We start from the raw sequence: 25,877 nt of genomic DNA, 5'->3' as shown, positions 1-25,877 counted from the left end.
CGACAATAATTAATTGCAATTAAGCATACTTGGTTAATGAGACAAATGAAGCATCAGTTTAAATTTAATCCTTTAGCGACTGCGATCTTAACTCTACTTTGCGGTAGTTCCATCACGGGCTATGCCGCTGACCAGACTGCTTCGACTGTCAATAATGCACAGCTTAAAAAAAGCATTACTGAAACTTATCCTGGCCAAAAGTTTTTTGAGCAGTATTATGTCGATAAATCGGCACCAGAAGCGCAGCAACGCCAAGGCCATCAACTGAGTTCGGCTTATTGCCAAGGTGCTTGGGTCACACCTATTGCATCAGACACTAAAGCAGCATCTCCTGAGACTGCTACATCAACTATTACAGCTGACTATGGTCACTTTGATCCAAACGGTGATTCAATTCTTGAGGGCAATGTTGTCATTGACCAAGAAGGTCGCCAAATTCGCGCTGATCAAATTAAAATTGATAAGACCAAGACCTATGCCAATGCATCAGGTAATGTGCAAATGGCGCAATCAGGGCTCATTTCACAAAGCGATAACGTTAACTATAATCTAAAAACCCAACAGGGTGATTTAAATAACAGTCTATATATTTCAGAGCAACAACATGCACATGGCCGTGCTGATAAAATTTCTCGTACTTCAACGAACACCTTAGAACTGGACAAAGCAACTTATACAACCTGTCCCCCAGATGAAAAGCCGACTTGGAAAATTCAAGCCGATCACATTAAACTTAACCAAGAAACTGGTCGCGGTGAAACCAAAGGTACAAAGTTATATGTAAAAGACGTGCCTGTGATGGCCGTTCCTTATTTTAATTTCCCTATTGATGAACGCCGCACTACAGGTATTTTGACACCTAGCTTTGGTTTTACCAATGATGGTGGTTTAGAACTGGGCGTACCTGTTTATTTAAATTTAGCACCAAATTACGATGCAACTCTTACCCCACGTTTTCTTGCAGACCGTGGCGCTATGCTAGAGGGTGAATTTCGCTATCTGACTAAAAACTTCGGACAAGGCTTAATTTCTGGTGGTGCATTACCATCGGACAGTGGCTATAACGACAAAGATCGTAAATTCTTGCATGCTGAACACAATTGGCAAATTAACGACCAATTCAACACCAGCCTCGATTATAACTACGCCTCTGATAAAGATTATTTTGCAGATTTAAATAACAATCCAAACTCAAGAACTGACCTCAACCTACGTCGTGCTTGGGAACTAAACTATAAACATGGTATTCCGGGTCTGAAAGCACAGCTTAAAGTTGAAGACTTCCAAACACTGGATAAAACTGTAAAAGATGAAGACCGCCCTTATGCGCGTTTACCTCAGCTTTTAGTTAACTACAAAACAGGTAATCCACTGGGTTTACAATATGAATTAAACCACGATACGGCTTACTTCAAAAAAGACATTAATGATTACAATGCTTATAGCAACAACGTAAATTCGTTTGAACCAAGTGGTACACGTATTTATAACGACTTCTCTGTTCGCTATAACTATCGCACGCCATTTGCATTTGTGATTCCTGAAGCAACTGTACGTAACGTCAATACATTCTTTGATAAAAACACCATCGACTTTTTACAAGGCAATGGCGCAAACGCACAAACCAGTTCTTCAAATGAAACCAAATCAATTTTTGTACCACAATTTACATTAGATGCTGGCTTAATTTTTGAAAAGCAAGGAAAATTCTTACAAACGTTGACACCGCGTATGTTCTACGCATATTCACCGTATCGTAACCAGGACACACATCCAAACTTTGACTCTGCTACAGCGTCTGTAAGCTATGATCAATTATTTAGTCCATACCGCTTCTATGGCCATGACCGCTTAGAAGACAATAACTTCACATCACTCGGCTTAAGTTATAGCTTATTTGATGAAGTTGGCTTAGAACGCTTAAAAGCTAGCGTTGGTCAAAGCTTTTACTTTGAAGATCGTCGTGTAACACTCAACAACACCAGTGATGCGTTTGACCGCGAACGCCACACTGGCCCTGTTGTAAGCTTAACCAGCCAACTGTCAGAGCGCTTTACTGTTAATGCCAATAGCGCATGGATGGCAAATGGCGATAATGCAGAGCGTGATATTCAAGCATATTACACCAGCGACAAAGGTAGCCTATATAATCTAGGTTATTTTAACCGTCGTGCTATTCCAAACCGCCAAGACCACTACGATCAAGTCGTTGCCTCTTTCATTCAACCTGTACACAACAACTGGCGCATTATTGGTCACGCTCAATACGATTTAGACAATAGTGTTGCCCGTGAATATCTGCTTGGTGTGAACTATGAATCATGCTGTTGGGGTGTTTCTGTATATGGTCGCTCATACTACAACGACTTAGATAACGTGAAAGATGACGGTGTTAATCCAAAACGTGCCATTATGGCTGAGTTCACCTTAAAAGGCCTAGGTGGCTTTAATAACAAACTTTCATCATTGCTTGAAAACCGTATTTTAGGTTTTAACAATATCAATCAAAATTGGACTGAACGTTAATGAAGACAACACAATTAAAACGCATTTTTAAAGCAACGACGCTCGCACTGTGCTTGAGCACGGCATTACCTGTTTTTGCCGCTGGCCAACCTAAAGATGAAGTTGTTGCTGTTGTCGACAATAGTGTAATTTTACGTAGTGACCTTGAGCAAAGCATTGCCGAGGTAACACATCAATTGGAGGCACAGAAAAAAACTGTCCCACCAGAACAATATCTACAACAACAAGCACTTGAGCAACTAATTTCGCGTCAAGCACAATTAGAACAAGTGAAACGCTACAACATCAAACCCGATGAAAAAAGCTTAAACGAAGCTGTATTAAAAGTTGCAAAAGATTCAGGATCCAATAGTCTTGAAGCTTTCCAACAGAAATTAGATGCTCTATCACCTAATACTTATGCAGGCTTACGTAACCGTATTGCAGAAGATTTAGCAATTAATCGCTTACGCCAACAAGTGGTGATGTCTCGCATTCACATTTCTGATTCTGATGTGAAAAACTTCTTAAACTCACCACAAGGCCAAGCAGCTATTGGTAGCCAAGCGCATGTAATCCATGTTCGTATTTCTGGCACAGATCAAGCTGTTGCTGAAAAAACTGCAAAACTCGTTAAAGCAGAACTCAACAATTCCAATGATGTAAAAGCCATTGAGCAAAAATTTAGCACCAACGGTGTTAAAGTTGAAGGTGCAGATATGGGCTTCCGTAGTTTATCGGACATTCCTGCTGAATTAGCTGCACGTGTAAGCACACTTCAAGATGGTCAAACAACTGACCTAATTCCTGTACGCGATGGTATTCACGTTTTAAAACTAATTGAACGCAAAGGTGCCGAACAAAAAGCCATTGTGTCTCAATTCCAAACACGTCACATTTTGATTCAACCGTCTGAGGTTGTAAGCCCCGAAGATGCAAAGCAGCAAATTGATAGCATCTACGCTCGCTTAAACAAAGGTGAAGACTTTGCAGTTTTGGCAGCTACTTTCTCAAATGACCCTGGCTCTGCACGTGATGGTGGTAGCTTAGGTTGGGTAACGCCCGGTATGATGGTTCCAGAATTTGATGCAAAAATGCAATCTACGCCAAAAGGCCAAATTACTGAACCTTTCCAAACTCAATTTGGCTGGCATATTTTACAAGTGACAGACACTCGCCAACAAGATATGACCAAAGAATACCAAGAACGTATGGCTCGCCAGCTTCTTGGTGAACGTCAATTTGATGCCGAATTAGACAGCTGGTTACGTGAAACGCGTAATAATGCATTTGTCGATATCAAAGATCCTTCTTTAGATCGTAAAAATAATCGTTCTTAAGATTGAGCTCAAAAAACCAGCACTCAATGCTGGTTTTTGACTTATCAATATGCAAGCCAAATTTAAGACATAAAAAAGCCTCTCAAATGAGAGGCTTTTTTATGAAGTATCAATTAACGATTATTTTCGTCTTCTTGAGAATCTTCAAATTTTGATTCGCCATCAAAGCCAGCAGATTGACCACCGAAGCCACTTTGACCACCGAAGCCACCTTGACCGCCGAAGCCACCTTGACCACCAAAACCACCTTGACCACCAAAGCCACCTTGACCACCAAAGCCACCTTGACCACCGAAGCCACCTTGACCACCGAAGCCACCTTGTTGACCGCCACCGAAGCCACCTTGTTGACCGCCACCGAAGCCACCTTGTTGACCGCCGAAGCCAGCTGCGCCTTGAGCACCAGCAGGAGCACCAGCAGGACGTGGGTTACGTGCAGGAACTACTGTAGAAATCGCGTGCTTGTAAACCATTTGGCTTACAGTATTTTTTAATAAAACTACATATTGGTCAAAAGATTCAATATGACCTTGTAATTTAATACCATTCACAAGGAAAATAGAAACAGGAATACGTTCCTTACGGAGAGAATTCAAGAACGGATCTTGTAAAGTTTGACCTTTAGACATGTTATAACTCCAAAAAATTTAAAAATCAGCGCAAAAACTACCTTTGATTTTTCAATTAAAAATTATAAAAAAGGTAGTACCCAAATTTTGCTTTATCCGTAACAGTTTCGCAAGTCTTCTTGAGCCTGCTTAATCGTTAAATATGTTGTAAATTTATGCGTTTCTTGCAAAGATCTTAACCATGTGTATTGACGTTTTGCAAGTTGTCGTGTTGCAAATAGAGCTCTATCCTCCATTTCTTTACGATTTACGATACTTTTATCACTATTTTTCAAAAATTCCATGGCTTGTCGATAACCAACAGAACGCATTGAAGGTAAATCCTCATTTAAATCGTATTTTTTCATGAGTTCTTCAACCTCATTCAAAAATCCGATTTCCCACATTATCTCGAGACGTTTTTCTATTCTTTTATGCAACTCTATACGATCAGGCAGCAAGGCGTAATTATGAAAAGTGTATCGATATGGTAAGTTCTTCGGTTGTTCGGCTTGAAGCTGTGTAATTGGTGTACCCGTTAGCTTAAATACTTCCAGCGCACGAATAATACGTTGCTTATCACTTACCTTAAATTTCTGACCTGCCAGCGGGTCAACCTGACACAAATACGCATATACTGCTTGCCAACCTTCGCGCTCCCCCATCGCTTCAATGTCTGCACGCACCGCATAATCTGCACTTGGTAAATTACTCGACAATCCCTCTAATAAAGCTTTGAAATACAGCATGGTCCCACCCACCAATATTGGGGTTTTTCCGCGTGAATGCATATCATCAATCAGTGCAGATGCATCTTCAACAAAGCTTGCAGCAGAATAAACTTCAAGTGGTGAAATAATATCGATCAGATGATGCGGGAATTGCGCCAATTCGGCTTTTGTAGGCTTGGCGGTACCAATATCCATGTCTTGGTAAACCAGCGCAGAATCGACAGAAATCAACTCAAAATTACCTTGCTCGTATAATTCGCATGCCAAAGCAGTTTTCCCGCTTGCAGTTGGTCCCATTAAATTGATGACCGGCAATTGATTTGACATGTAAAACTACTCTCCTCGAGCAAAAAGTTTATCAAGTTGAGCCAATGGAAAAGCACGCCATGTAGGGCGACCATGATTACATTGACTAGCAAATTCAGTTTGCTCCATTTGACGAAGCAAAGCATTCATTTCAGAGAGGCTCAGTATTCGATGCGCGCGCACTGCGCCATGACAAGCCATACCTGCTAAAATTTCATCACGACGTTGCAATAAGCCTTGTGCTTGATCTGTGGGATCTAAATCACTCAGTAGTTCTGGCACCAAGGCCTCTAAATTAGCTTTGTGTAATATTGCAGGTACACCACGCACAATCACTTGCTCATCGCCATATTGGTCGATTTCCAAACCAAAACGAGCCAGTTGGTCTTTTAGATCATCTACTCGCATCGCTTGCATACGGTTAATATGCACAACTTTAGGAATTAATAATTGCTGTGACATCCAAAATTCTGGCTTATCCCAAGCAGCTTTCATTTGTTGCAGCACAATACGCTCATGTGCCGCATGCATATCAACAATAATCAAGCCTTCGGTATTTTGCGCCAAAATATAAATACCATGGAGCTGCGCAATCGCAATACCCAATGGATGCTCATCTACTTTAGCTGCAATATGCGCTTCTAAAGTCATGTTCTGATCTACACCAGCAGTATCTTCAACAGCACGTAGTGGTGCTAAATAACTTTGTAAAGCATTATTGAGTCGTGCTGAACCACCCAGTTGTGCGTTGTATTGATAGGCAGTCGGTGTAGGTGTTTGTGCAGAATCATAGCGCATTTCAGTTAGGTTCTGATCAAACTCAAAGCTCGTATCACGCTGTGGCATTGTTTCAAACGAAGCATGTGCCTGTGTGATGGTTTGCTTATGTAAATCAAACTGTTCTTGATAGCGTGGTTGTGGCGAAGCATGCGTAGAAATCTGCTCAGCATCCTGCTTCATCGCAGATGATAGTTCTGCCGATGCCGTTTGAAATTGAGCCAATGCCTTTTTCGCAGCATGCCGTACAAATTCATGAACCTCACGCTGATTTAAAAAACGAATTTCGTGCTTAGTTGGATGTACATTGACATCAATATTTTCAGGATCAACTTCTAAAAAAAGCAGATACGCCGCATGTTGATGTCCATGTAAAATACCTTCATAAGCCATACGCAAGGCATGCGAAATTGTCTTATCTTTCACAATACGACCATTTACATAAACGTATTGTAAATCTGCCTGAGCCCTCGCATCAGATGGGTGTCCTAGCCAGCCACTCAAACGCATACTAATGCTGTCTGCATCCATCCAATATGCATTTTCAGTAAATTGGCGACCTAAGAGCTGTTGTACACGCTGAAAACGTAGTTCACCACTATCTGCAACAGGCAAATTCAGCTTAATACTGTTGTTATGCTCTAGTACAAAACGAATATCAAAATGTGTGAGTGCTAGACGACGTACAATTTCTTCAATATGACCAAATTCAGTGCCTGGCTTCTTTAAAAATTTACGTCGCGCAGGTACATTAAAAAATAAATCCTGCACCCGTATATGTGTACCTCGCGGAGTTGCGACCGCTTGAATTTCCTGATGATCAAATGCTGTACCATTCACTTCAACCTGATAGCCAACACCTTCATCAGACTGACTACTGGTTAAGGTTAAACGCGATACAGCTGCAATGGAGGCCAAAGCCTCCCCACGAAAACCAAGACTAACAATCGCATGTAAATCTTCTGCCGATTGAATTTTACTGGTAGCATGACGCATTACGGCCAAAGGCAAATCTTCAGGATGAATACCACGGCCGTTATCTATAATTTCAATGAGTGTACTACCACCTTGTTCGACTCGAATGATCAACTCTGTGGTGCCAGCATCAATAGCATTTTCCAGCAACTCTTTGACCACAGATGAGGGGCGTTCGATCACTTCACCAGCAGCAATTTGGTTAGCTAATGCAGGCTCAAGTGTGCGAATACGGCGTACACTCAATTCACTCATGAAAAACGATTCTCTAAAGCAGTTTTTAAACTTTCTGAAGCAAAACTTAAAGTTGCATAGCGCGTCAACTCATCTTCAGATTTTTCAATATTAATTAACAATTCTGGTGCAGGAATTTCATCACCACCTTTTGATGGCCACTCAAATAAAAACAATGCATTTGGCGTTTCAAGATAATCACGAATACCCATAAGCTCTAATTCATAGGGATCGTTTAAACGATATAAATCAAAATGAAAAATATCTTGCCCTTGAATATTGTAGGGTTCGACTAATGTATAGGTTGGGCTTTTTACCGCACCTTTATGCCCCAAAGCTTGCATAAAATAACGTGTTAAGGTTGTTTTACCTGCGCCAAGATCACCAATTAAATGTATAACACCTGAGTTAAAATGCTGCGCCAAAACTTGTGCTAAGTTCTGTGTATCTTCTTCATTGTTTAAAACTAAATTAAATGAATACTGCATAATACTCACGACACCAATATAAAGATTGATTATGATAGCATTGCATGGCTTTAAAAGCCTATTTTCGCCTATCAGTTTGTGTATTTTTTCACGGCTTAACGTCCCCATGATCTCCTATTGAAATATAAGCATGCTCCATTCTAATTTCACACCTCCAATGCTCAATGGTGTTAGTGCCAGTAAAGTGTTTTTAAAACCCTTACAACCTCAGCCACAAAGTGTTTACCACTATTTGTGCCTTGAGTTTGCACATATTGAATCAGAAGAATGGTTACAACGCTTTCAAGACGGTCTGATCTTTGATACACAAGGGCAAAAACTCAATGCGAATAGTCCTTTTCAACCGAATAGTCATGTGTTTTATTATCGGTTCTTAACACATGAAATTCATGTACCTTTTGAACACCGTATTATTTTTGAAAATGATCATTTTATAGCGGTCGATAAACCCCACTTTCTCACCATGAGTCCAACAGGGCAATATGTACAAGAAACACTTTTAGTCCGTTTAAAAAAGCAAACTGGAAATGAGCACTTAACACCTATTCATCGCTTGGACCGCGAAACCGCAGGGATTGTTTTATTTTCTAAATGCATCGAAAGTCGTGGCGCTTATCAACAATTATTTGCTGATCGTAAAGTGCAAAAAACCTACCATGCCATTGCTCCTTATTTGCCTGAATTAAGCCTTCCTCTCTCTCTTCGTTTAAGAATGGAAAAAGGCGAACCTTTTTACACCATGCGTCAAACCGAAGGTGTGGCCAACAGTGAAACTGAAATTCAGCTTTTAGAGCACAATGGGGATTGGGCCAAATATCAATTAAAGCCCCATACAGGCAAACAACATCAGCTACGTTTACACTTAAGTTATTTAGGCATACCCATTCAAAATGATCCGTTTTACCCACAAGTACGACATAAAGCAGATCATGACTTTAGCGCACCGCTACAATTACTGGCAAAACATATTGAGTTTATAGACCCTATCTCTAAACAGCAGATGTCTTTGAGCTCTATATTTGAGTTGACACTGTCATCTTAATGTCATTACAAATAATTCATGTTTTTATGAGTTAAAGGATTGAAATTGGCGCACAATAGATTAAAATAAATGCGAAAAGTTAAGTATTTAAAAGCTTTCTAATATTATGAGAAAAACTGAAGTCTACCAAATCCGCTTGGATTCCCAAGAAAAGAAACAAGCTTTTGCGGTATTTAAGCAACTGGGGATTACACCAGCGCAAGCAGTGCGCCTTTTTTTTAAACAGGTTGTGCTGACCAAGTCCATCCCCTTCTCGATTGAAAACCAAAACATTAATCTTGAACAATTGATTCGTTTACGCAAACTGAAACAACAAGACGCAAATGCATCTTCAGTCGCGGGCAATACAGCTGATTTAGCAAATGCAAATGAAATAGATTTAGATGATGAACATCTAGATATCTTTGAAGAGCTCAATGCTATTTTGGGTGAAAGTGACAAAACTTAACACTGTCGCATTTTCAAACAATTTAAAAATCATTGTTTTTTAATTATTCGTTATGCTTCATGCAACCCTCTAAATTTAGGCACGGAGTAAAGCATGATTGTAAGACGCGCTGTAGAGTCAGATTTAAAGCAACTAGCAATATTATTTGATGAATATCGCCAGTTTTATGGTGCTTCTTCCAATTTAGACCTTTCTTTTCAGTTTTTAAAACAACGCTTCGACAATCAAGAAAGCGTCATCTTCATTCATATTAAAGACGATCTCTTTACTGGTTTTGTTCTGCTGTATTTGGGCTTTTCTTCTGTTGCTTGTTCACGTTATTATCTGTTAGATGATGTTTATGTCCGTCCAGCATTTAGACGTCAAGGCTCTGCCAAACAACTCATAGATACCGCAATATTATTTGCCCGCCATGAAAATGCGCAAAGAATTAGTTTAGAAACACAAAAAAATAATTTTCAATCCCATGCATTATATGAGTCGATGGGTTTTGTTAAAGATGAAGAATTTCAGACCTACCATTGTTTTTTAAAATAAGTTGAACTAACAATTTTTGCGCTTAAACCAAATTATGTAACTTCAGCATTAATAATCTATGAGCAACATGCGTGGCCTATATCACGCATGTTCAATCAATTCATCCATAAAATACTATTCAGTGCGTTGCTTTGCCAACTCAATTTGCGCTTCGGTTAAATACACCCATTCACCTTCAGCCAAATCATTTAATTGCGCTAAGCCCAATTGTCCAATCTGCGCCCGATGTAATTGCTCTACTTTATTACCCACAGCAGCCACCATACGCTTCACTTGATGGTAAACCCCTTGGTGTACCGTAAAACGGAGTTGCTTTTCTGCTAAGCGTATGGCATCTGTAGCAGCAAACAAACCACTTTCATTACGTAGCTCCACACCTGCTGTTAACTGTTGCACTTGTTCCGCTGTAACGTCATCTACCGTATGCATTTCATATACTTTTGGCACATGCTTTTTAGGATGAGTTAAAGCCTGCAAAAACTGACCGTCGTCCGTTAATAATAATAAGCCAGTTGTATCCTGATCTAAACGCCCTACACACTGTAAACCACGATTCATAAGTGCATCATCAAAAAACTCAAATACACTAAAATGGTGTGTCGCCTGATGTGAGCATTCATAGCCTTTGGGCTTATGTAGCGCAATATAGACTTTTTCACGATAAACGTAGTGTTGACCATAAATTTGAAATTCTAGCTGATCCAAATTTACTTTAATTTTGAGGTTATCAATCACCTCACCTTGAATTTGAACAGCACCGCTTTTAATCAACTGTTGGCAATATTTACGCGAACCAAAGCCCTGTGACTGCAACATTTTTTCCAACAACATAAAAGCATATCTCAAATAAATCACGGGCTATTCTAAAGGATCATGGCTTGAAACCCAAATGAGAGTAGCTCGCCACATACACTAGTAATATCTAGGTGATGAACTTTATAACTCAACTTGCTTTATCCTTAATATTTCCTCAGCAACGCTGTGCAACAATATGCTTTATACTGCACAGGTCCATGCAAAGCTTATATCTCCCGTGATGACCCTCTCAAACCTCGATTTAAACCTTATTGTGTTAATTGTTTTATTGGCCTGTGGCATCTTTAGCCATAATACGGCGATAACCATTGCAACAGCTGTACTGATTGTTTTTCGTATTACGCCTTTAAGTGAATACTTCCCTTTGCTACAACAGCATGGGCTAAATATTGGCATCATTATTCTAACGATTGGCGTACTCACCCCTATCGCAAGTGGCAAAATTCCCGGTGATGAAATTTTGAAATCCTTTTTGCATTGGAAATCATTATTTGCCATTGCTATTGGTATATTTGTAGCGTGGTTAGGCGGTCGCGGTGTGCAACTGATGAGTAATCAACCCAACATTGTGGCGGGTTTATTGATAGGAACTGTTGCAGGGGTTGCACTATTAAGAGGTGTGCCTGTAGGACCATTAATTGCGGCAGGCATTTTGTCTCTGATTATCGGGCTTGGGCAGTAGCCTTAGATCTCTGCCCTATATAGAATATTAAATAATAAAGCCCTAGAAAAACCTCATCACCAGTAAAAGTCAACAGAACCTATTGTGCTGGCTTTTACTGATAAGATAATCAAAGCCTTAAATACTCACACTTACTTAAGTAGATACTTTAGACTGAGTGCTAACCAAACCGAATAAACGTTGTGTCAGCACAATACCAATCACGGATAAAAGGCTCGTGACCACTCCAACCCACAACCATGTGCCCGTACTCGACACCACAAATGCGATACTCGGTGGCAATAAAAATTGAGATAGTGAAGAACACTGTAAAATCATACCGACTGTTGTACTAATGGCCATAGGATTGGGCGCAAAATGCAGAGCCTGTGCAAAGATACTCCCTGCAACCAAACCACCAAACAATGAAAATCCAAAAACCAGTACATACTGCAACATAAAAGGCAGACTGTCTTTTGCCATATAAAAAAGTGAAGCACAGCAAATTAATACCACAAAGCCTAAGATCACCAGCTGTTTGGGCTGAAATCCACGTTGTAACAGCAGACCACAAATAAATGTACCGACCGCATTTGCAATTGAGACACTAGCCGTAAGTAGCCCTGCCAATGTGGGTGCAATATGATTTTGCTCATAAATCGTGGGTAAAAAGCCCACCAAAGCAAACCACTGACCTGCATAAGTACCAAAGATTAATGCAAGCAACCAAGCAGGTTGGTGCTGGAGTGTCATTTTAATTAAGGACTTGAGTGGTACTGCTTGAGTTGATGTTTTTGGATGGGGGATAAACCACGCAATTCCCAGCAAAAAGCTAAAAGTAATGAAGGCATAACTAAACCAGACCACAGACCATGACCAACTTTGAATCAGCATCGGGGCAGTAATTAAAGCAATACCCATGCCTCCCCCCATATATGCAGCCCACAGGCCCATTTTGGCTGGTAAGCTCTGTATAGGGGTCAACTCACGAATGAGTGCAGGGCCACTTAATGTCACCAATAGAAATCCAAAGCCCTCTATCATTCGCATTGCAAATAAAGACGCGACCGACTGTGTTAGTCCCGCACAAATACTGGCTAAAGTCAGTAGGCTGAGTCCCAATAGCACACAACGCTTTAAACCTAATTTTGATACATAACTGCCAATCAGAACGGCAAAACACATCCCTGCGCATTGTATACAGGACAATAACAAACCCGATTGGACTAAACTTAAGCCTAATTCTGCCTGTAAAATAGGAATGGCAGCAGGTAATTTACCAATATGCATAGCGGCGGCAAAACCAGCACCAATGATGAGTAAATCCTTTGCAAACCATTGTACTTTTGCTGACATTTCAATGAATCTTTTACTTGAATGAGACACTAAAATAGCAAATATAAGATTTCATTGATATCGCCTAAAAGTATAACCCAATATCTTTTTACGATAATTCATGCCTAAAAATTCTATTTTAAGCACATACCTGCTTCTTTACTCTCATTTCCAATCTTTCAAGCATATTCAATTAGATCAAAGCATATACCTGACTTTGCATCACTTTTCCATCTTGCAAATACACAGTTACTGCTTGACGATGATATTCAGCACCTTCAAATTCATCTAAATAAGCCCAGTGATCCTCTAAATGCTCAGATATAAATACATACCCGTGAACAACACTTCCGTCATCTTTCAAACGAATTCCCGGGCTACCTAGAGCCGCACCCCAACCACTATTTTCTAATTGTCCCAATATATAGCCCTGACACCATGTTCCACCAATACGCTCCATCACATGCGCATTAGGTTCACCTAAGCGTAAAGTGCCGTATACAAATAAACTTTGCATGTTGTCTCTTTCCAATTTCAATATATGTTCGCTTTAAGCTTCAAATTTAAAAGCCACTTATTTCAAGCAAAATCAGCAGAAACAAATGGCTCATGTTGAATGAATTAAGAGATTACTTCATTCTTTATTTAAGGCGACTATTCTACAAATAATAATGCTAAACGTACTTGGTCATAACCCATACGCGGACTGGTCTGCTCAACAATCGGGCGTAATTTAATGCTACCGTCGTCATTAAAATGTTCAGCATCTTTACGCTTCATTAAACGTTTATAAATTTTGCGGACTTGCTCTACAGCTTCTTCACCCGGATGGGCAACAGAGATATCCAGCGACTGTTCTTTTTGTAAACGCGCTAAGTGATTAATAATCGTCGCTGGGGTTAAACCACGTTCTTGTGCAATATCTGCAATGTCATAGCCATCTTCAAATAATGCACGTGTTTCATCCAAAGTAGCCGAACCATAGCTTTGTTTCGCACCATTCTTGGCTATTTTCTTTTCATTGCGCTCAATTTCATATTCATTCAGCGTCCCACCACAATGACGTATAAATGCTTTATGTTGTGGTGTTAAATCAATGTGAGCAAATTGATTTTCTGCCTCAGCTGAAAGCTCTTGAAAACGTCGATCAGCCTTAATAGCCAAGCTATCGAGTTCAAGTGCCTGTTCATTAAAACCTAATAATCTTAAGCCATCTAAGGTCTTTAAACGCGACAGTGCAACATAGCCTTGTCCTTTTTCAAAGGTATGACTCAAATTAATTTCAGCCGCTTCTAAGGTCATCCCTTGTGATTTATGAATGGTAATTGCCCATGCCAGACGTAAAGGTATTTGCTGAAAACTCGCTATGGTTTTGCCTTCATCGTTATCTACAGACCATGTTTCAGGTTCTACAATTAAAGTCGTGCCATCAGTGAGCTTAACTTTAGGCAATACGCCGTATTCATCGTCTTCTTCAAAACCAATGACTTCACCCAAACTGCCGTTGATATACCCCACATCAAAGTTGTTTTTAACAAACATCACTTTGGCATTTTTCTTCAAACTTAGTGTTTCTGGGGCGCGCACAGACGACTTAAGGGTCTCTATCAGCTTTTCATTGCCATCACACTGCGCATCAAATTGTTTTGCTTCCTGCTCAATTTCATTTAAATGTTTAAAGTTGATGCTGTCCACATCCATATTGTGGGTATATAAGCGGGTAAAAGTATCACCAATATCTTGCGTGCGTGTTTGTTTTAAGGCTTCTAAATGTGCAGAGTCAATAGTTTGGGCACGAATCGCATTTAAAATATCATTTAAATAATCGTTACCTTGGCGGTGTTGTTCCGTCAAATAACACACGCGAAATTTAGCTTCGACCCATGCTTCAGACATAAAACAAAACTTATCACGATTGCGTTCTTCATTACGCCCTACTGGGGGTAACTGGAAGAAATCCCCTGCTGCAATCACTTGAATACCACCAAAAGCCTCATCACTTTCTTTAAAAAATTTCAAAACTTTGTTCACCAAGTTTAATTGCTTGGCATGTAGCATCGAAATTTCATCAATAATCAGTACTTGGGCATTTTCTAAATGCTCTTTTAAGTATTTACGTTCTTTTAAGCGCTTCAATTCATCTTCAGAAATCGCATCTTTAATACCAATGCCCGCCCATGTGTGAATGGTCATACCATTCATGTGCGTAGCTGCAATGCCTGTTGATGCGGTAATGGCAACCGTTACCTTGCGCGCTTTTAAATAATTAATATATTGATTTAAGGTATATGTTTTACCCGCACCTGCCGAACCTGTTAAAAATACGTTTTCACCAGCTTTTAATAACTTAAGTGCGGTTTCCTGATTCATAAGACCTATACCATTAAAGAACCGCTATAGCCTACCGACTTTTACCTCAAAAGTTAAGCTTCATCCGCCAGAGTCTGACGCGTATTACCCTGAAGTTTGCTTTAATCAATAAGATAGGCGATGCTGCGCATTAAGAAATTCAACCAAACGGCATGCAACCATAATGGCTGTAACTTGGGCCTTTTGATTATGCGCATGCTCCAATTGGTCAAAAATCAAAATATCATTTTGCAACATGCAACCCAAAGTCATCGGCGCTAAATTTGAATCAAGTGGCACAACATGAAAGGCCACATACTCCCCCTCTATGATTCGGTGTGCATAACTGGCGACCAAACAATGCCGAAACACTTTCGATTCTTGAATAATACGATCAATAGAGGTCAGCTCTTCAATACGCCATTGCTCAAACTGTAGCTGTGGTACCTGACTCCAAGCATCCCATGAATCTTTCAGACAGTCCTTTTTTAGCTTGGTCATAATTTCATCTTTCTGGATTTCATCATGCCAATGAATTGCCTGCTGATAAAGCCCGAACCATGTCACATTCTTGGCAATGGCTTTATTTTCTGCAAAATATGCGGTGAGGTAATCTCGAACATAGGCATCAAACACTGACTCACGGGTTTGTTCATACACCAAATAAAAACGCTGGCGAAAATCATCTAGCTGAATACGATGGCGCCTTAATCTACTATGAAAGTCTCTATTTTGCTGTGTTTCTGGACGTATAAATACCATCAACTCTGTCGGCAAAGACTGAGTCATTTTGAATAGATGTTGCAAGTAGGCCTGCATTACTCGACTGAGTGATGCATAAACTCGTTTTTCAAGCGTTTGATCTGCGCGCGCAATACAACGGAGTAAGGCCATCCACTCATCTAAATACAAAATAGAATGGCTGATTGCAATCCCATGGTCATCCAGCGCCTGTTGCGTCCCTTGCAAAACGGCATGAGTATTGTCTGGATGTTCAAACCAATGCTCTAAATTAGCAAATTCATAACAGCGACTAATAAACATACGTGCAGCCGCATATTGAAAATACTGTAAGGTTGCCAAAATAAGTTGTGGGTGTTGCTGGCTACAATCAATAAAACTCATAGCAGTAATGACCACACGCACACTACTATGCTGAATATTCTCACTAACCCAATCTACAACTTCAGCCGATTGGCGATACAGCCAATTCACTGTGCGCATGCTATCAAATAATGGAAGTTTGGCAGCTTTCTTTTGCCAAATTTGCATATTGCTCTGTAAAAAATTTTGCTTAGATAAAATATCTGCTCGTTGCCATACTTCACGATGCATTAAGCGTAAAAATCCCAACATTTTAGGTTGCTCAATCGCATGCCGATATACCAACTCAATATCCGCTTGATGTTCGTTTAAATCATTTAAAGTAAATCTCTCTGCAAAATTCAGCGACATAATGCGATATATAGGTGCATCTAAAAACTGAGTTGCGGTATAACCAAACTCATCAAAACTTTCCATTAAGTTCTGTATAGGAAGAAACTCTGTCTCCATTAATAGATCAAAACGAAACATGGTTTTAAATTGTGCAACAACTGCTTCTGGTATTACCCCACCTTTACAGCGAAAGTTTTGCAAAATAGGTGTTTTGTAATACTTGGCTTTTATCATTAAATGATCAGTGATTTCAGCTTGGACTTGCGTGATTTGCTGTAAATAAGCCTCTGTGCGTTGTTCGACTTCACAGCGCTGATAAATATATTCGAGCAATAACTGTTTAAGTTTTTGCGCTTTGCTTCGAAGTAAAAGTGAATGCTGTGGCTTACGATCACCTGTTAAAAAATAAACCTCATGTAAAAAGAATTCTTCCAGTGCTTCTGCATGATGTGGATCATGACCAAAATGCAGGTCAAATAAAGAATGAGCACGATGATGTCCAGCTATTGCTTCGCTTTGAGGAACATCAACTAGAGGGGTATGAAAAGATACAGAAAACAATTGATTGGCCAGCATAATGCCTTGCTTTACAGGCTCAATCTTAAACATATTTTGCGAAGTAATATTTCCAGCCAATTCCATTTGATCGATATAAAGACGATGCAAACCCTGTGAAATACGGAGCAATTGTTTTGCTATCGCCACCAAAGAAGTGGGCGTGTCTTTTTCATCCATCCTCCACTCCTTATTTATTCATCATTTTATTTATTCAATATAGAAAATATTCAGTATTTGCTCCAGTCTTTTCTACCGTTATAAAGCATTCATTTTTTATTTGAAATACACTTTTGCACTGCTGTCTAATCTACATCACAGATATATTTTCAATTTTATTTTTATCATTTACTGAGTGAACTCAGCATGTTCCTCTGCACGCTGTCGCTTTAACTCCGACAGAGCTGTATATATTTGTTGCTGTATATGCTCACGAAAGTCCTGAAGCTCTTCTATATTTTGTATTTGCATGAGACTCTGACTAGGCATAAATTGGAAATAAAATGGTAATCGCTTTGGAATTAAACTTTTAGGTAAAGACGGAATCACCTCACCATAGCGTAGAAATTTCGCCAATTTAGGCACTTTAAGCAAACTTTGAAATAGCTTTGTATTCACCACATTGGTGGCATCTAAACCAATTTCATAAGCTTCATCACCCCCTAATGCTGCAAAAGGCACAATATCGTAACCAAACTCTTGTGCAAGTTTTAAAAAGCCATAACGCTCTTTCCAAATGAGTTGATAAGCCTCACCTTTACGTTTGAGCACTTCACGCCCACCACCTGGAAAAACTAAAATAGAATAGCCTTGTTGCATTGCACTACGGACATATTCACGTGTCCCATCAATAGCGCCAAATTTTTTATACAGATCTCGCCATAGCGGAATATAAAAATGGCCATGGTCAGCAATACTGACCACAGCCACTTTATGTTCATTATAAAGGTAATCAATAATCATCGGCGCATCAAGCATGCCATACATCGTATGATTACCAACATACATTGCAGGTACAGATGCATCAATATATTCTGCACCTAAAAAAGTAGGCTTAAAATATTGTTTGGACAGCAAACTTAGTCGCTTAATCCATTTTGCATCATGTTGTATCTGCATACCTTTTACAAACTTATTTCTACATCTATAAAGACGTAGAATCAGGACTTATGCAACGTGTTTTTGTACAAGAATAGAACCGACAGAATAACCCGCACCAAACGAACATAACACACCATATTCGCCGTCATCCACTTGATCTGCTGTACGATGTAACGCAATAATCACACCTGCTGATGAAGTATTTGCAAACTCATCCAAAATAATTGGCACCAGATCAGGTTTTGCATTTTCTTTGCCTACCACCAATTTCAGAATTAATTCATTCATACTAGCATTGGCTTGGTGCAACCAAAAACGCTTCACGTTTTGAGGTTCAATTTGGTTTTTCTCTAATTGCTTCGTAATCATTTTCGCAACTAAAGGACAAACTTCTTTAAACACTTTACGGCCGTCTTGGCGGAAACGCTTGTCATCTGTATCCGTCGTTTCGCTTGGATTCAAGAAACCGAAGTTATTACGAATATTGTTTGAGAACTGCGTAAACAAGTTAATGTCGAGTACTTCAAAACCAGTTTTGCTTGTGGTTTCTTCAATAATTGAAGCAGTCGCTACATCACCAAAAATGAAGTGGCAATCGCGTGAACGGAAGTCTGTATGGCCTGATGTAATTTCTACATTAACCAACAAAACACGACGCGCACCTACTTTGATTGCATCATAAGCTTGCTTAATACCGAAAGTCGCTGCTGAACAAGCCACATTCATATCGTAAGCATAACCTTGAATACCCAAAGCCGTTTGAATTTCAATTGCTACAGCTGGATAAGCACGCTGTAAGTTAGAGCACGATAGAATGACGACATCGATATCTTCTGCAGTTACGCCTGCATTTTCCATCGCCTGTTTGGCAGCGATCACGCCCCACTCAGCTTGAATAGATAATTCATCATTTGAACGTTCACGTAACAATGGACGTAAACGTTTTGGATCTAAAATACCTGTTTTCTCTGCAACATAACGACGTTTTACGCCTGACGCTTTTTCAATAAATTCTGCGCTTGAACCACGACGAGCTTCTAACTCACCTGCTGCAATTTTTTCAGCATTGTCTTGGTTATACTGTTCCACATAAGCATTGAGACCTTCTACCAGCTCTTCATTGGTAATAACGTCTTCTGGATGATATAAACCCGTACCTGTAATGCGGATGCCCATGTAAAACTCCTTTTTGAAATTGCTACTATCTTAACTGATTCCAAGTTTTTCCCATAGTTTTTGCAACCGGGTTGGAGAAATTGGCATCTTGGTTTTCATTGGTTGTGAAAATAAAGAAATACGTAATTCCTCGACCATGAAATACAATTCTTTTAGACGAGCATCGTTTTTAAACTTAAATAATTTTTCCATCCATGGGTCAACTTGATCAATGGCAGAATTGTCCCTTTGCAGATTATTTGCTAAGCGATCTAAACGCAACACCAAAGCCTTTAAATAGCGAGGAAATTCCTGCCAAACATCGGTTGGCTTCACATAGACAAAATCAGATAAATTCATCAAATCTAGCTGATCTTCAATATCATCAATATTTTTTCCAAAGATAGAATCATCTAAAACCAGCAGTTTGCGACGAATATCCTGCCATTGAATAAAAATTTCACTCAATGTCGCTAAGACCTGTTGCCCATGCGTTAAGAAAGATTTTTTTACATTTAAAACTAAGTTTTGATACTCCTGCTCATTGACAGGGAGCTCATTTATTGCAACTTGTAGTGTGGCATAAACTAACATTTGCTCTAGTTTTGCTTTATCCCCCAACGGCGAATATGCCAAGGCCAAAGGCTTTGAAATCTGTTTTTTTAATTGACGAACCACATCACCCAATTGCATATACACCAAACGAATCACACCTTCACGATGCTTTCGCACAGCTTCTGCTTGGTCATTAAAAGTTTGAATCACTACACCAGATTTATCTTTTTGATCTAAGCTCGCAAATGGCTTTACAGAGACCAAAGCTTGATATTGTTTTACCACCACGCCTGTCACTTTTTGTGAAGCTTCAAACACAAAAGACTCTGGGAAGCTTTTAAATTCGCCTTTTAATTGTTTGACTGGGCTATGGGTTTCTGTACGGCAACGTGCTTTTAATTCACTTAAATCACGACCTTGTTCAACAATTCGGCCTTTTTCATCAACGACTTTAATCAGTGGTTGTAAGTATTGCTCAATACGATCAAAAGAAAAATCTTTTTCTGTGATTTGATCCCCACGCAGTTGATAAGCCAAAAAGCTAAAAATATGCTGATTGAGATGTACTGCATCTAGGCGTGCCATCAATTTTTTAGCAGTGTCTGGGATGGGTACCAAGCCACGACGCTTGTCTTTTGCTAAAGACTTGAGCAAAGCCTCTATCAGGTCTTCACGCCAACCCGGTATACCCCACGACCAAATCCCTTCGTCTACCTGTGGTAATGCCTGTAGTGGAATTTTAACTGTTGCACCATCTTCATCATGACTTGGGTCAAAATGATAAGTTGCCGCCAATCTCAGCTCACCATTACGTAAGTAATCTGGAAATTGCTGTGTGGTTGGGCGGTCATTGAGCCAAAGTGCTTCATCTTCAATAAACAAATAACGCGGTTCTTGCTGTTCAACCGTAGCGCGCCAATCTTCAAAACTGCGTCGACTTGCAACTTCAGGCGACACTTTGGAAGCATAAAATTGATAAATGGTTTCTTCATCCACCACCAAATCACGACGGCGCAATTTATCTTCCACTCGCTCAACTTCTTCGAGTTTAAGTAAATTGTGTTTTAAAAATGGCGGGATAACACCCAAATTACCTGTGGTGAGCGCGTCACGCAAGAAGATTTCATGTGCTGCAGGCTGATCGACTTTCTCATAATTAATTTGTCGTCTTGGCTCAATAATGAGGCCAAATAACGAAATTTGATCATAGGCATTCACCACACCAGCTTTTTTCGACCAATGCGGTTCAAAATAATGATGCTTTAACAAATCACGGGCAGCCAATAAAATCCATTCAGGTTCAATTTTGGCTAAAGTGCGCAAATAAACTTGAGATGTTTCGACCATTTCAAAGGCCATAACCCAAGGTGTATTGGTTTTATGTAAGGTAGATGCAGGAAACACACGTGCTTTTTGCTGGCGAACAGCCATAAATACGTTACGTTCATCTGTTTTATTCGCAATAAATGAAAGTAAACCCGTTAATAACGCACGATGTAAATTTTCATAGCTGGCTTTCTTTTCGTTAAATGACAGCTTCAAACCTTTGGCTAGATCGACCAACTGCTCGTGGGTCTTTTTCCATTCACGTAAACGTAACCAACTTAAAAAATGCGTGCGAGCAAAAGTACGACGCTTATTTTCACTCATACTCTCACGGTTATCATGTAGCGTATCCCACAACTTGGTGTAAAACAAAAAGTCTGAGTCTGCTTCACGGAATAAAGCATGCTTTTGATCCGCTTGCATTTGTTTATCCGCAGGACGCTCACGCGGATCTTGTACCGCTAAAGCTGCTACAATCACCAAGACTTCATTTAGCACACCAAAATGTGCACCGCCCAAAATCATTCGTGCCAAACGCGGGTCAATCGGCATTTTTGCCATTTGTTGACCAATTTTGGTTAACGAATCTCCCCCAACCCCTCTTTTAGAAAGAGGGGCTTTTTGTAGTGCCCCTTTATCAAAGGGGGATTTAGGGGGATTCAATTTTTTATCTGTCATTGCCCCAAGCTCAATTAAAAGCTTGCGACCATCATTCACTAAACGATGATCTGGTGGCTCAATAAAATCAAAATCTTCTAATGAACCCAATCCCAAACTTTGCATTTGCAAAATCACAGAGGCCAAGTTGGTGCGTTTAATTTCCGGCTCAGTAAATTCAGGACGGCTTTGGAAATCCTCTTCAGAATACAGTCGAATACACACACCTGGTGCAATACGTCCACATCGACCTTTACGCTGATTGGCTGCTGCTTGTGATACTGCTTCAATTGGTAAGCGTTGAATACGCGAACGATAGTTATAACGTGAAATACGCGCAAAGCCACTATCAATGACATAACGAATATTAGGTACAGTCAGGGCTGTTTCTGCTACGTTGGTGGCAATAATAATACGCCGGCCACCGCCAGAAGGATTAAAGATTTTCTGTTGCTCTGCCAACGCTAAACGTGCATAAAGTGGCAAAACTTCGGTATGACGTGGGCCATGTTTAATTAAGGTTTCTTGTAATTCTCTAATTTCTTGTTCAGTACTGGCAAAAATCAAAATATCTGCATGCTCTGGATGGCCTTTTGTCTGTGCATCCTGAAAACATTCTTCTACCGCAGACACCACCGCACGTGGCAAGTTTTCTTCAAAATCATCAAATTCATCGTCATCACTGCCAACAATGCTCAATTCTGAAATGGGGCGATAGCGCAGTTCTACTGGAAAACTACGACCTTCCACTTCAAAAATAGGCGCATTATTAAAGTACTGACTAAAGCGATTCACATCTAAAGTCGCTGAAGTAATAATAACTTTTAAGTCTTTGCGACGTGGCAATAATTGCTTGAGATAACCCATAATGAAGTCAATATTGAGCGAACGCTCATGTGCTTCATCAATAATAATCGTATCGTACTTGGTCAGAAAGCGGTCGTTAGCAAGCTCAGCCAGCAAAATACCATCTGTCATTAAACGAACAAGGGAATCTTGTGAGCCTTGTTCATTAAAACGAACTTTAAACGAAATTGCCTCACCCAGTTTTTGCCCAACTTCTTCTGCAATACGTTGTGACACACTACGTGCAGCCAAACGACGTGGCTGTGTATGACCAATCATACCCGTCAAACCACGGCCAGCGAGCATGGCAATTTGAGGTAATTGAGTGGTTTTACCTGAACCTGTTTCACCCGCCACAATAATGACTTGATTGCTTTGAATCGCATCAATCAACTTATCTGCATATTGCGTGACAGGTAAATCTTGATTCAACTTGATATTTGGAATGCTGTCCACACGCTCAAGCACTTTGAGATGTGATTTCTCAAATAGTTCTTGATATTGCTTTTCATTGGCGTCTTTGCCTTTGCGCAATCGATTTAAACGGTGAAGATCACGTGCCATCACCATATTTTCTACATTTAAACCTTTTGCAACCAAGTGAACGCCCTACAACTATCTGAAAACGCCTTATTCTACTCGTTTTCAAATAGATTCCCAATCTCCCGTACTAGACCTTTCACACTTTCAAATCAACTTTATGACAATCCATCACTATTGAGATCCTATTTATAGATCTCAATTTCATGTACCCAAACACTAAAATGCCTAAATATCGACCATATTAAAAATATAAGGGACTTTTTTTAAATCTACCCTTGAATTTTTCATCCACTGGCGTCATGTTCTTTAGCGAGTATTTAGGGTCGATCATTTTGTCATTTAGACATCATATTTTTCATGCTAAATGAACAGAATCATCTGACTTTAAGTTTGTGAATATTTTTCTAATTCGGTTTTTCCGATATTTGTAATGTAAAAATACTATTTCAGCAATCACTTAAAGTTCGATACTCTATTGGAAATCAAATACAAACCTCAATCATGGAGACAATGATGAGCTTAATTAATACTGAAGTTAAACCATTCAAAACTACTGCATTCCAAAACGGTCAGTTCATCGAAGTAACTGAAGCTGATCTTAAAGGCAAATGGTCTGTAGTATTCTTCTACCCAGCTGACTTCACTTTTGTTTGCCCAACTGAACTTGGTGATCTTGCTGACAACTACGAAGAATTCAAAAAATTAGGCGTTGAAATCTACTCAGTTTCTACTGACACTCACTTCACACACAAAGCTTGGCACGATTCTTCAGAAGAAATCAAAAAAATCCAATACGTAATGGTTGGTGATGCAAACTGGACTCTTGCTAAAAACTTCGACGTATTAATCGAAGCTGACGGCCTTGCTGACCGTGGTACTTTCGTTATCGATCCTGAAGGCAAAATCCAAATCGTTGAAATCAACGCTGGTGGTATTGGCCGTGACGCTTCTGAACTTCTTCGTAAAGTTAAAGCTGCTCAATACGTACACGCTCACCCAGGCGAAGTTTGCCCAGCTAAATGGAAAGAAGGCGATGCAACTCTTGCTCCTTCAATCGACCTAGTTGGTAAAATCTAATATTCATTAGATTAAGCTAATAAAAAAACCGCGCTCAAAGCGCGGTTTTTTTATTACATATTTAATTTTGTATTACAAAATTAATAAATATAAATCTTAGATTTATATATTGTTTGATTTCACATTTATGATATACGTAAATGACCTAGTTAATAAAAAATGAATTTTTTTACTTTATATAAATATGAAAATAACGAGGTTGCTTATGGAAAGAACTATTGTTGTTACCTTCTACAAATACAATGCAACATCAAGATACTTAAAAATTTTTTACGATGATGGAAGCGCAGACCTATTCCACCCTGTTCCTGAGTTTATTTATAACAATCTAGTTCGATCTAGCGATAAAACATCTTTTATTCACAAATATTTAGAATATGACCTCAACTTTAAGCGTGTTTCCATGCAATGAATCATCAAGCCATCCTAAAGATGGCTTTTTAAATGTTCTTATTTAAGCAATTTTAGTTACGATAAATAATCCCGCTCCAACCGCTAAAGTTGTACTTATAAATGATGGATGTTGTTTAACTACTTCTATAAATTTTTCAACTTCATGTGCATGAGAAATCACATTATCAACAATCATGAGTCCACCATTGGCTTTTAACAACCTTTGTAAATCTAGCCAATAGTCACAATAAGCATCACGTTCTGCATCCACTAAAATAAAATCAAACTCATCTGCACATTCATTCAAATAGGCTTTTGCATCTGTTACTTTAAAATCAATCCACTCATTCAATTCAAATGAAAATGCATTTGCTTTTGCGATATTTGTTCTAGCCTCATCAATTTCTAATGTCGTGACATGACCACCTGTCGCTTTTGTTGCATTTGCTAACCACAAAGTTGAATAACCCGTAGATGTTCCAATTTCTAAAATATTCTTTGCTTGTTTCGCACGTATCAAAATATTTAAAAGCTCTGCGGATTCAGACTCAATATTCCGATAACGTGCTATACGATCAGATTGTGAAGCATCATGTTGCTTAAATTCTTGATATATTTTTTCAATTTTCTGAATAAAAACATCGTGATTCATAAAACATCCTTGTTTGTAAGTTTAATTTTTCATAAATATAAATCAACAATCAGAACATGCCCATACAGTTTCTTGAATAAGCTTAAAGCGGTCCATTTCACGATCATCTGCTGTTGTAATTGTTTCAGTAAACATAGTTAATGGTCGAACCCACAAAGAATAATCACCATAAAGACATTGATAAACCACTAGTTTTTCACCAGTTTCACTATGGGTTGCAACATTAAAGACCTGATACAGATTACCTTTATAATGCTGATAAATCCCGCGTTGTAATTCCATCTTATCGTCTCTACACCAAATAATCGCATCATAACTAATTTTTAATTCATGCATACAACTTTTACTTGAAATCTTGAGAATTAGCCTTATCTATTAGGTTGAAATTTCAATTGAAATCTCCCAATTATTCATAAAACCGATTGTTT

22 protein-coding genes are annotated in these 25,877 nt (G+C 39.3%); 8 read left to right on the top strand and 14 right to left on the bottom strand.

What is annotated here, in order from left to right:
* Positions 1 to 45 precede the first annotated feature (45 nt).
* Entirely contained in the window at positions 46 to 2,526 is a 2,481-nt protein-coding gene (locus tag D9K81_RS11430; RefSeq protein WP_120374831.1) for an LPS-assembly protein LptD, read from the top strand.
* Positions 2,526 to 3,845, top strand: coding sequence for a peptidylprolyl isomerase (locus D9K81_RS11425; protein ID WP_120374725.1), 1,320 nt, complete (start codon positions 2,526 to 2,528; stop codon positions 3,843 to 3,845). Before D9K81_RS11430 ends, D9K81_RS11425 begins: the two co-directional genes overlap by 1 nt.
* 113 nt (positions 3,846 to 3,958) lie before the next feature.
* Here D9K81_RS11425 and hfq read toward each other — a convergent pair whose 3' ends face one another.
* The 4 genes from hfq to tsaE all read right to left on the bottom strand — a co-directional run bounded on the left by hfq (position 3,959) and on the right by tsaE (position 7,964).
* Positions 3,959 to 4,474 carry an RNA chaperone Hfq gene (gene hfq, locus D9K81_RS11420; RefSeq protein ID WP_120374724.1) on the bottom strand — a complete coding sequence of 172 codons (516 nt, stop codon included), beginning with the start codon at positions 4,472 to 4,474 and terminating at the stop codon, positions 3,959 to 3,961.
* 92 nt (positions 4,475 to 4,566) lie between these two features.
* The gene (gene miaA, locus D9K81_RS11415) at positions 4,567 to 5,511 is read right to left on the bottom strand and encodes a tRNA (adenosine(37)-N6)-dimethylallyltransferase MiaA (protein WP_120374723.1); all 945 of its coding nucleotides are present in this window, start codon (positions 5,509 to 5,511) and stop codon (positions 4,567 to 4,569) included.
* Positions 5,512 to 5,517: 6 nt separating this feature from the next.
* On the bottom strand, positions 5,518 to 7,497 hold the full coding sequence (gene mutL / locus D9K81_RS11410; RefSeq protein WP_120374722.1) for a DNA mismatch repair endonuclease MutL: 1,980 nt from the start codon (positions 7,495 to 7,497) through the stop codon (positions 5,518 to 5,520).
* Positions 7,494 to 7,964 (bottom strand): tRNA (adenosine(37)-N6)-threonylcarbamoyltransferase complex ATPase subunit type 1 TsaE, encoded by a 471-nt coding sequence (tsaE, locus tag D9K81_RS11405; protein ID WP_120374830.1) that lies wholly within the window; start codon positions 7,962 to 7,964, stop codon positions 7,494 to 7,496. Before tsaE ends, mutL begins: the two co-directional genes overlap by 4 nt.
* A gap of 130 nt (positions 7,965 to 8,094) precedes the next feature.
* Between tsaE and D9K81_RS11400 the strand changes: the two genes are divergently transcribed.
* The 3 genes from D9K81_RS11400 to D9K81_RS11390 all read left to right on the top strand — a co-directional run bounded on the left by D9K81_RS11400 (position 8,095) and on the right by D9K81_RS11390 (position 9,991).
* Entirely contained in the window at positions 8,095 to 9,006 is a 912-nt protein-coding gene (locus D9K81_RS11400) for a pseudouridine synthase (protein WP_120374721.1), read from the top strand.
* 106 nt (positions 9,007 to 9,112) lie between these two features.
* The gene (locus D9K81_RS11395) at positions 9,113 to 9,454 is read left to right on the top strand and encodes a type II toxin-antitoxin system RelB/DinJ family antitoxin (RefSeq protein ID WP_120374720.1); all 342 of its coding nucleotides are present in this window, start codon (positions 9,113 to 9,115) and stop codon (positions 9,452 to 9,454) included.
* 93 nt (positions 9,455 to 9,547) lie between these two features.
* Positions 9,548 to 9,991 carry a GNAT family N-acetyltransferase gene (locus tag D9K81_RS11390; RefSeq protein ID WP_120374719.1) on the top strand — a complete coding sequence of 148 codons (444 nt, stop codon included), beginning with the start codon at positions 9,548 to 9,550 and terminating at the stop codon, positions 9,989 to 9,991.
* Between the two features lie 114 nt (positions 9,992 to 10,105).
* Here D9K81_RS11390 and D9K81_RS11385 read toward each other — a convergent pair whose 3' ends face one another.
* Positions 10,106 to 10,822 (bottom strand): pseudouridine synthase, encoded by a 717-nt coding sequence (locus tag D9K81_RS11385; RefSeq protein ID WP_120374718.1) that lies wholly within the window; start codon positions 10,820 to 10,822, stop codon positions 10,106 to 10,108.
* Between the two features lie 205 nt (positions 10,823 to 11,027).
* Between D9K81_RS11385 and D9K81_RS11380 the strand changes: the two genes are divergently transcribed.
* Positions 11,028 to 11,489, top strand: a complete 462-nt coding sequence (locus D9K81_RS11380) for a DUF441 domain-containing protein (protein WP_120374829.1) — start codon at positions 11,028 to 11,030, stop codon at positions 11,487 to 11,489.
* 135 nt (positions 11,490 to 11,624) lie between these two features.
* Here the strand turns inward: D9K81_RS11380 and D9K81_RS11375 are convergent, their stop codons facing one another.
* The 7 genes from D9K81_RS11375 to hrpA all read right to left on the bottom strand — a co-directional run bounded on the left by D9K81_RS11375 (position 11,625) and on the right by hrpA (position 23,354).
* Positions 11,625 to 12,824: an MFS transporter gene (locus D9K81_RS11375; protein ID WP_120374717.1), complete on the bottom strand. Its 1,200-nt coding sequence runs from the start codon at positions 12,822 to 12,824 to the stop codon at positions 11,625 to 11,627.
* A 172-nt stretch (positions 12,825 to 12,996) separates the two neighbouring features.
* Positions 12,997 to 13,320, bottom strand: a complete 324-nt coding sequence (locus D9K81_RS11370) for a gamma-glutamylcyclotransferase family protein (protein ID WP_120374716.1) — start codon at positions 13,318 to 13,320, stop codon at positions 12,997 to 12,999.
* Between the two features lie 137 nt (positions 13,321 to 13,457).
* Positions 13,458 to 15,173, bottom strand: a complete 1,716-nt coding sequence (locus D9K81_RS11365) for an AAA family ATPase (protein ID WP_120374715.1) — start codon at positions 15,171 to 15,173, stop codon at positions 13,458 to 13,460.
* 105 nt (positions 15,174 to 15,278) lie between these two features.
* The gene (locus D9K81_RS11360) at positions 15,279 to 17,324 is read right to left on the bottom strand and encodes a hypothetical protein (RefSeq protein WP_120374714.1); all 2,046 of its coding nucleotides are present in this window, start codon (positions 17,322 to 17,324) and stop codon (positions 15,279 to 15,281) included.
* Between the two features lie 168 nt (positions 17,325 to 17,492).
* Positions 17,493 to 18,263, bottom strand: a complete 771-nt coding sequence (locus D9K81_RS11355) for a lysophospholipid acyltransferase family protein (protein WP_120374713.1) — start codon at positions 18,261 to 18,263, stop codon at positions 17,493 to 17,495.
* A gap of 48 nt (positions 18,264 to 18,311) precedes the next feature.
* Entirely contained in the window at positions 18,312 to 19,421 is a 1,110-nt protein-coding gene (locus tag D9K81_RS11350) for a beta-ketoacyl-ACP synthase III (protein WP_120374712.1), read from the bottom strand.
* A 30-nt stretch (positions 19,422 to 19,451) separates the two neighbouring features.
* Complete coding sequence (hrpA, locus tag D9K81_RS11345) at positions 19,452 to 23,354, bottom strand: ATP-dependent RNA helicase HrpA (protein ID WP_121523288.1); 3,903 nt, start codon at positions 23,352 to 23,354, stop codon at positions 19,452 to 19,454.
* Between the two features lie 486 nt (positions 23,355 to 23,840).
* On the opposite strand from hrpA, the gene ahpC reads away from it, so the two are divergent.
* Together ahpC and D9K81_RS11335 are read left to right on the top strand one after the other, a co-directional pair.
* Complete coding sequence (ahpC, locus tag D9K81_RS11340; protein WP_067767636.1) at positions 23,841 to 24,404, top strand: alkyl hydroperoxide reductase subunit C; 564 nt, start codon at positions 23,841 to 23,843, stop codon at positions 24,402 to 24,404.
* A gap of 205 nt (positions 24,405 to 24,609) precedes the next feature.
* A complete protein-coding gene (locus tag D9K81_RS11335; protein WP_120374710.1) occupies positions 24,610 to 24,816 on the top strand; it encodes a KTSC domain-containing protein in 207 nt (68 codons plus the stop codon).
* A 42-nt stretch (positions 24,817 to 24,858) separates the two neighbouring features.
* Here D9K81_RS11335 and D9K81_RS11330 read toward each other — a convergent pair whose 3' ends face one another.
* Both D9K81_RS11330 and D9K81_RS11325 read right to left on the bottom strand, forming a co-directional pair.
* Positions 24,859 to 25,449 carry an O-methyltransferase gene (locus D9K81_RS11330; protein ID WP_120374709.1) on the bottom strand — a complete coding sequence of 197 codons (591 nt, stop codon included), beginning with the start codon at positions 25,447 to 25,449 and terminating at the stop codon, positions 24,859 to 24,861.
* Positions 25,450 to 25,491: 42 nt separating this feature from the next.
* Positions 25,492 to 25,731, bottom strand: coding sequence for a DUF1653 domain-containing protein (locus D9K81_RS11325; RefSeq protein ID WP_120374827.1), 240 nt, complete (start codon positions 25,729 to 25,731; stop codon positions 25,492 to 25,494).
* Positions 25,732 to 25,877 lie beyond the last annotated feature (146 nt).

The sequence above is a fragment of the Acinetobacter chengduensis genome (assembly GCF_003664645.1).
Classification (GTDB): domain Bacteria; phylum Pseudomonadota; class Gammaproteobacteria; order Pseudomonadales; family Moraxellaceae; genus Acinetobacter; species Acinetobacter chengduensis.
Note: the sequence above shows the minus strand (reverse complement) of the source record. Positions and strands in the feature narration are given on the sequence as shown.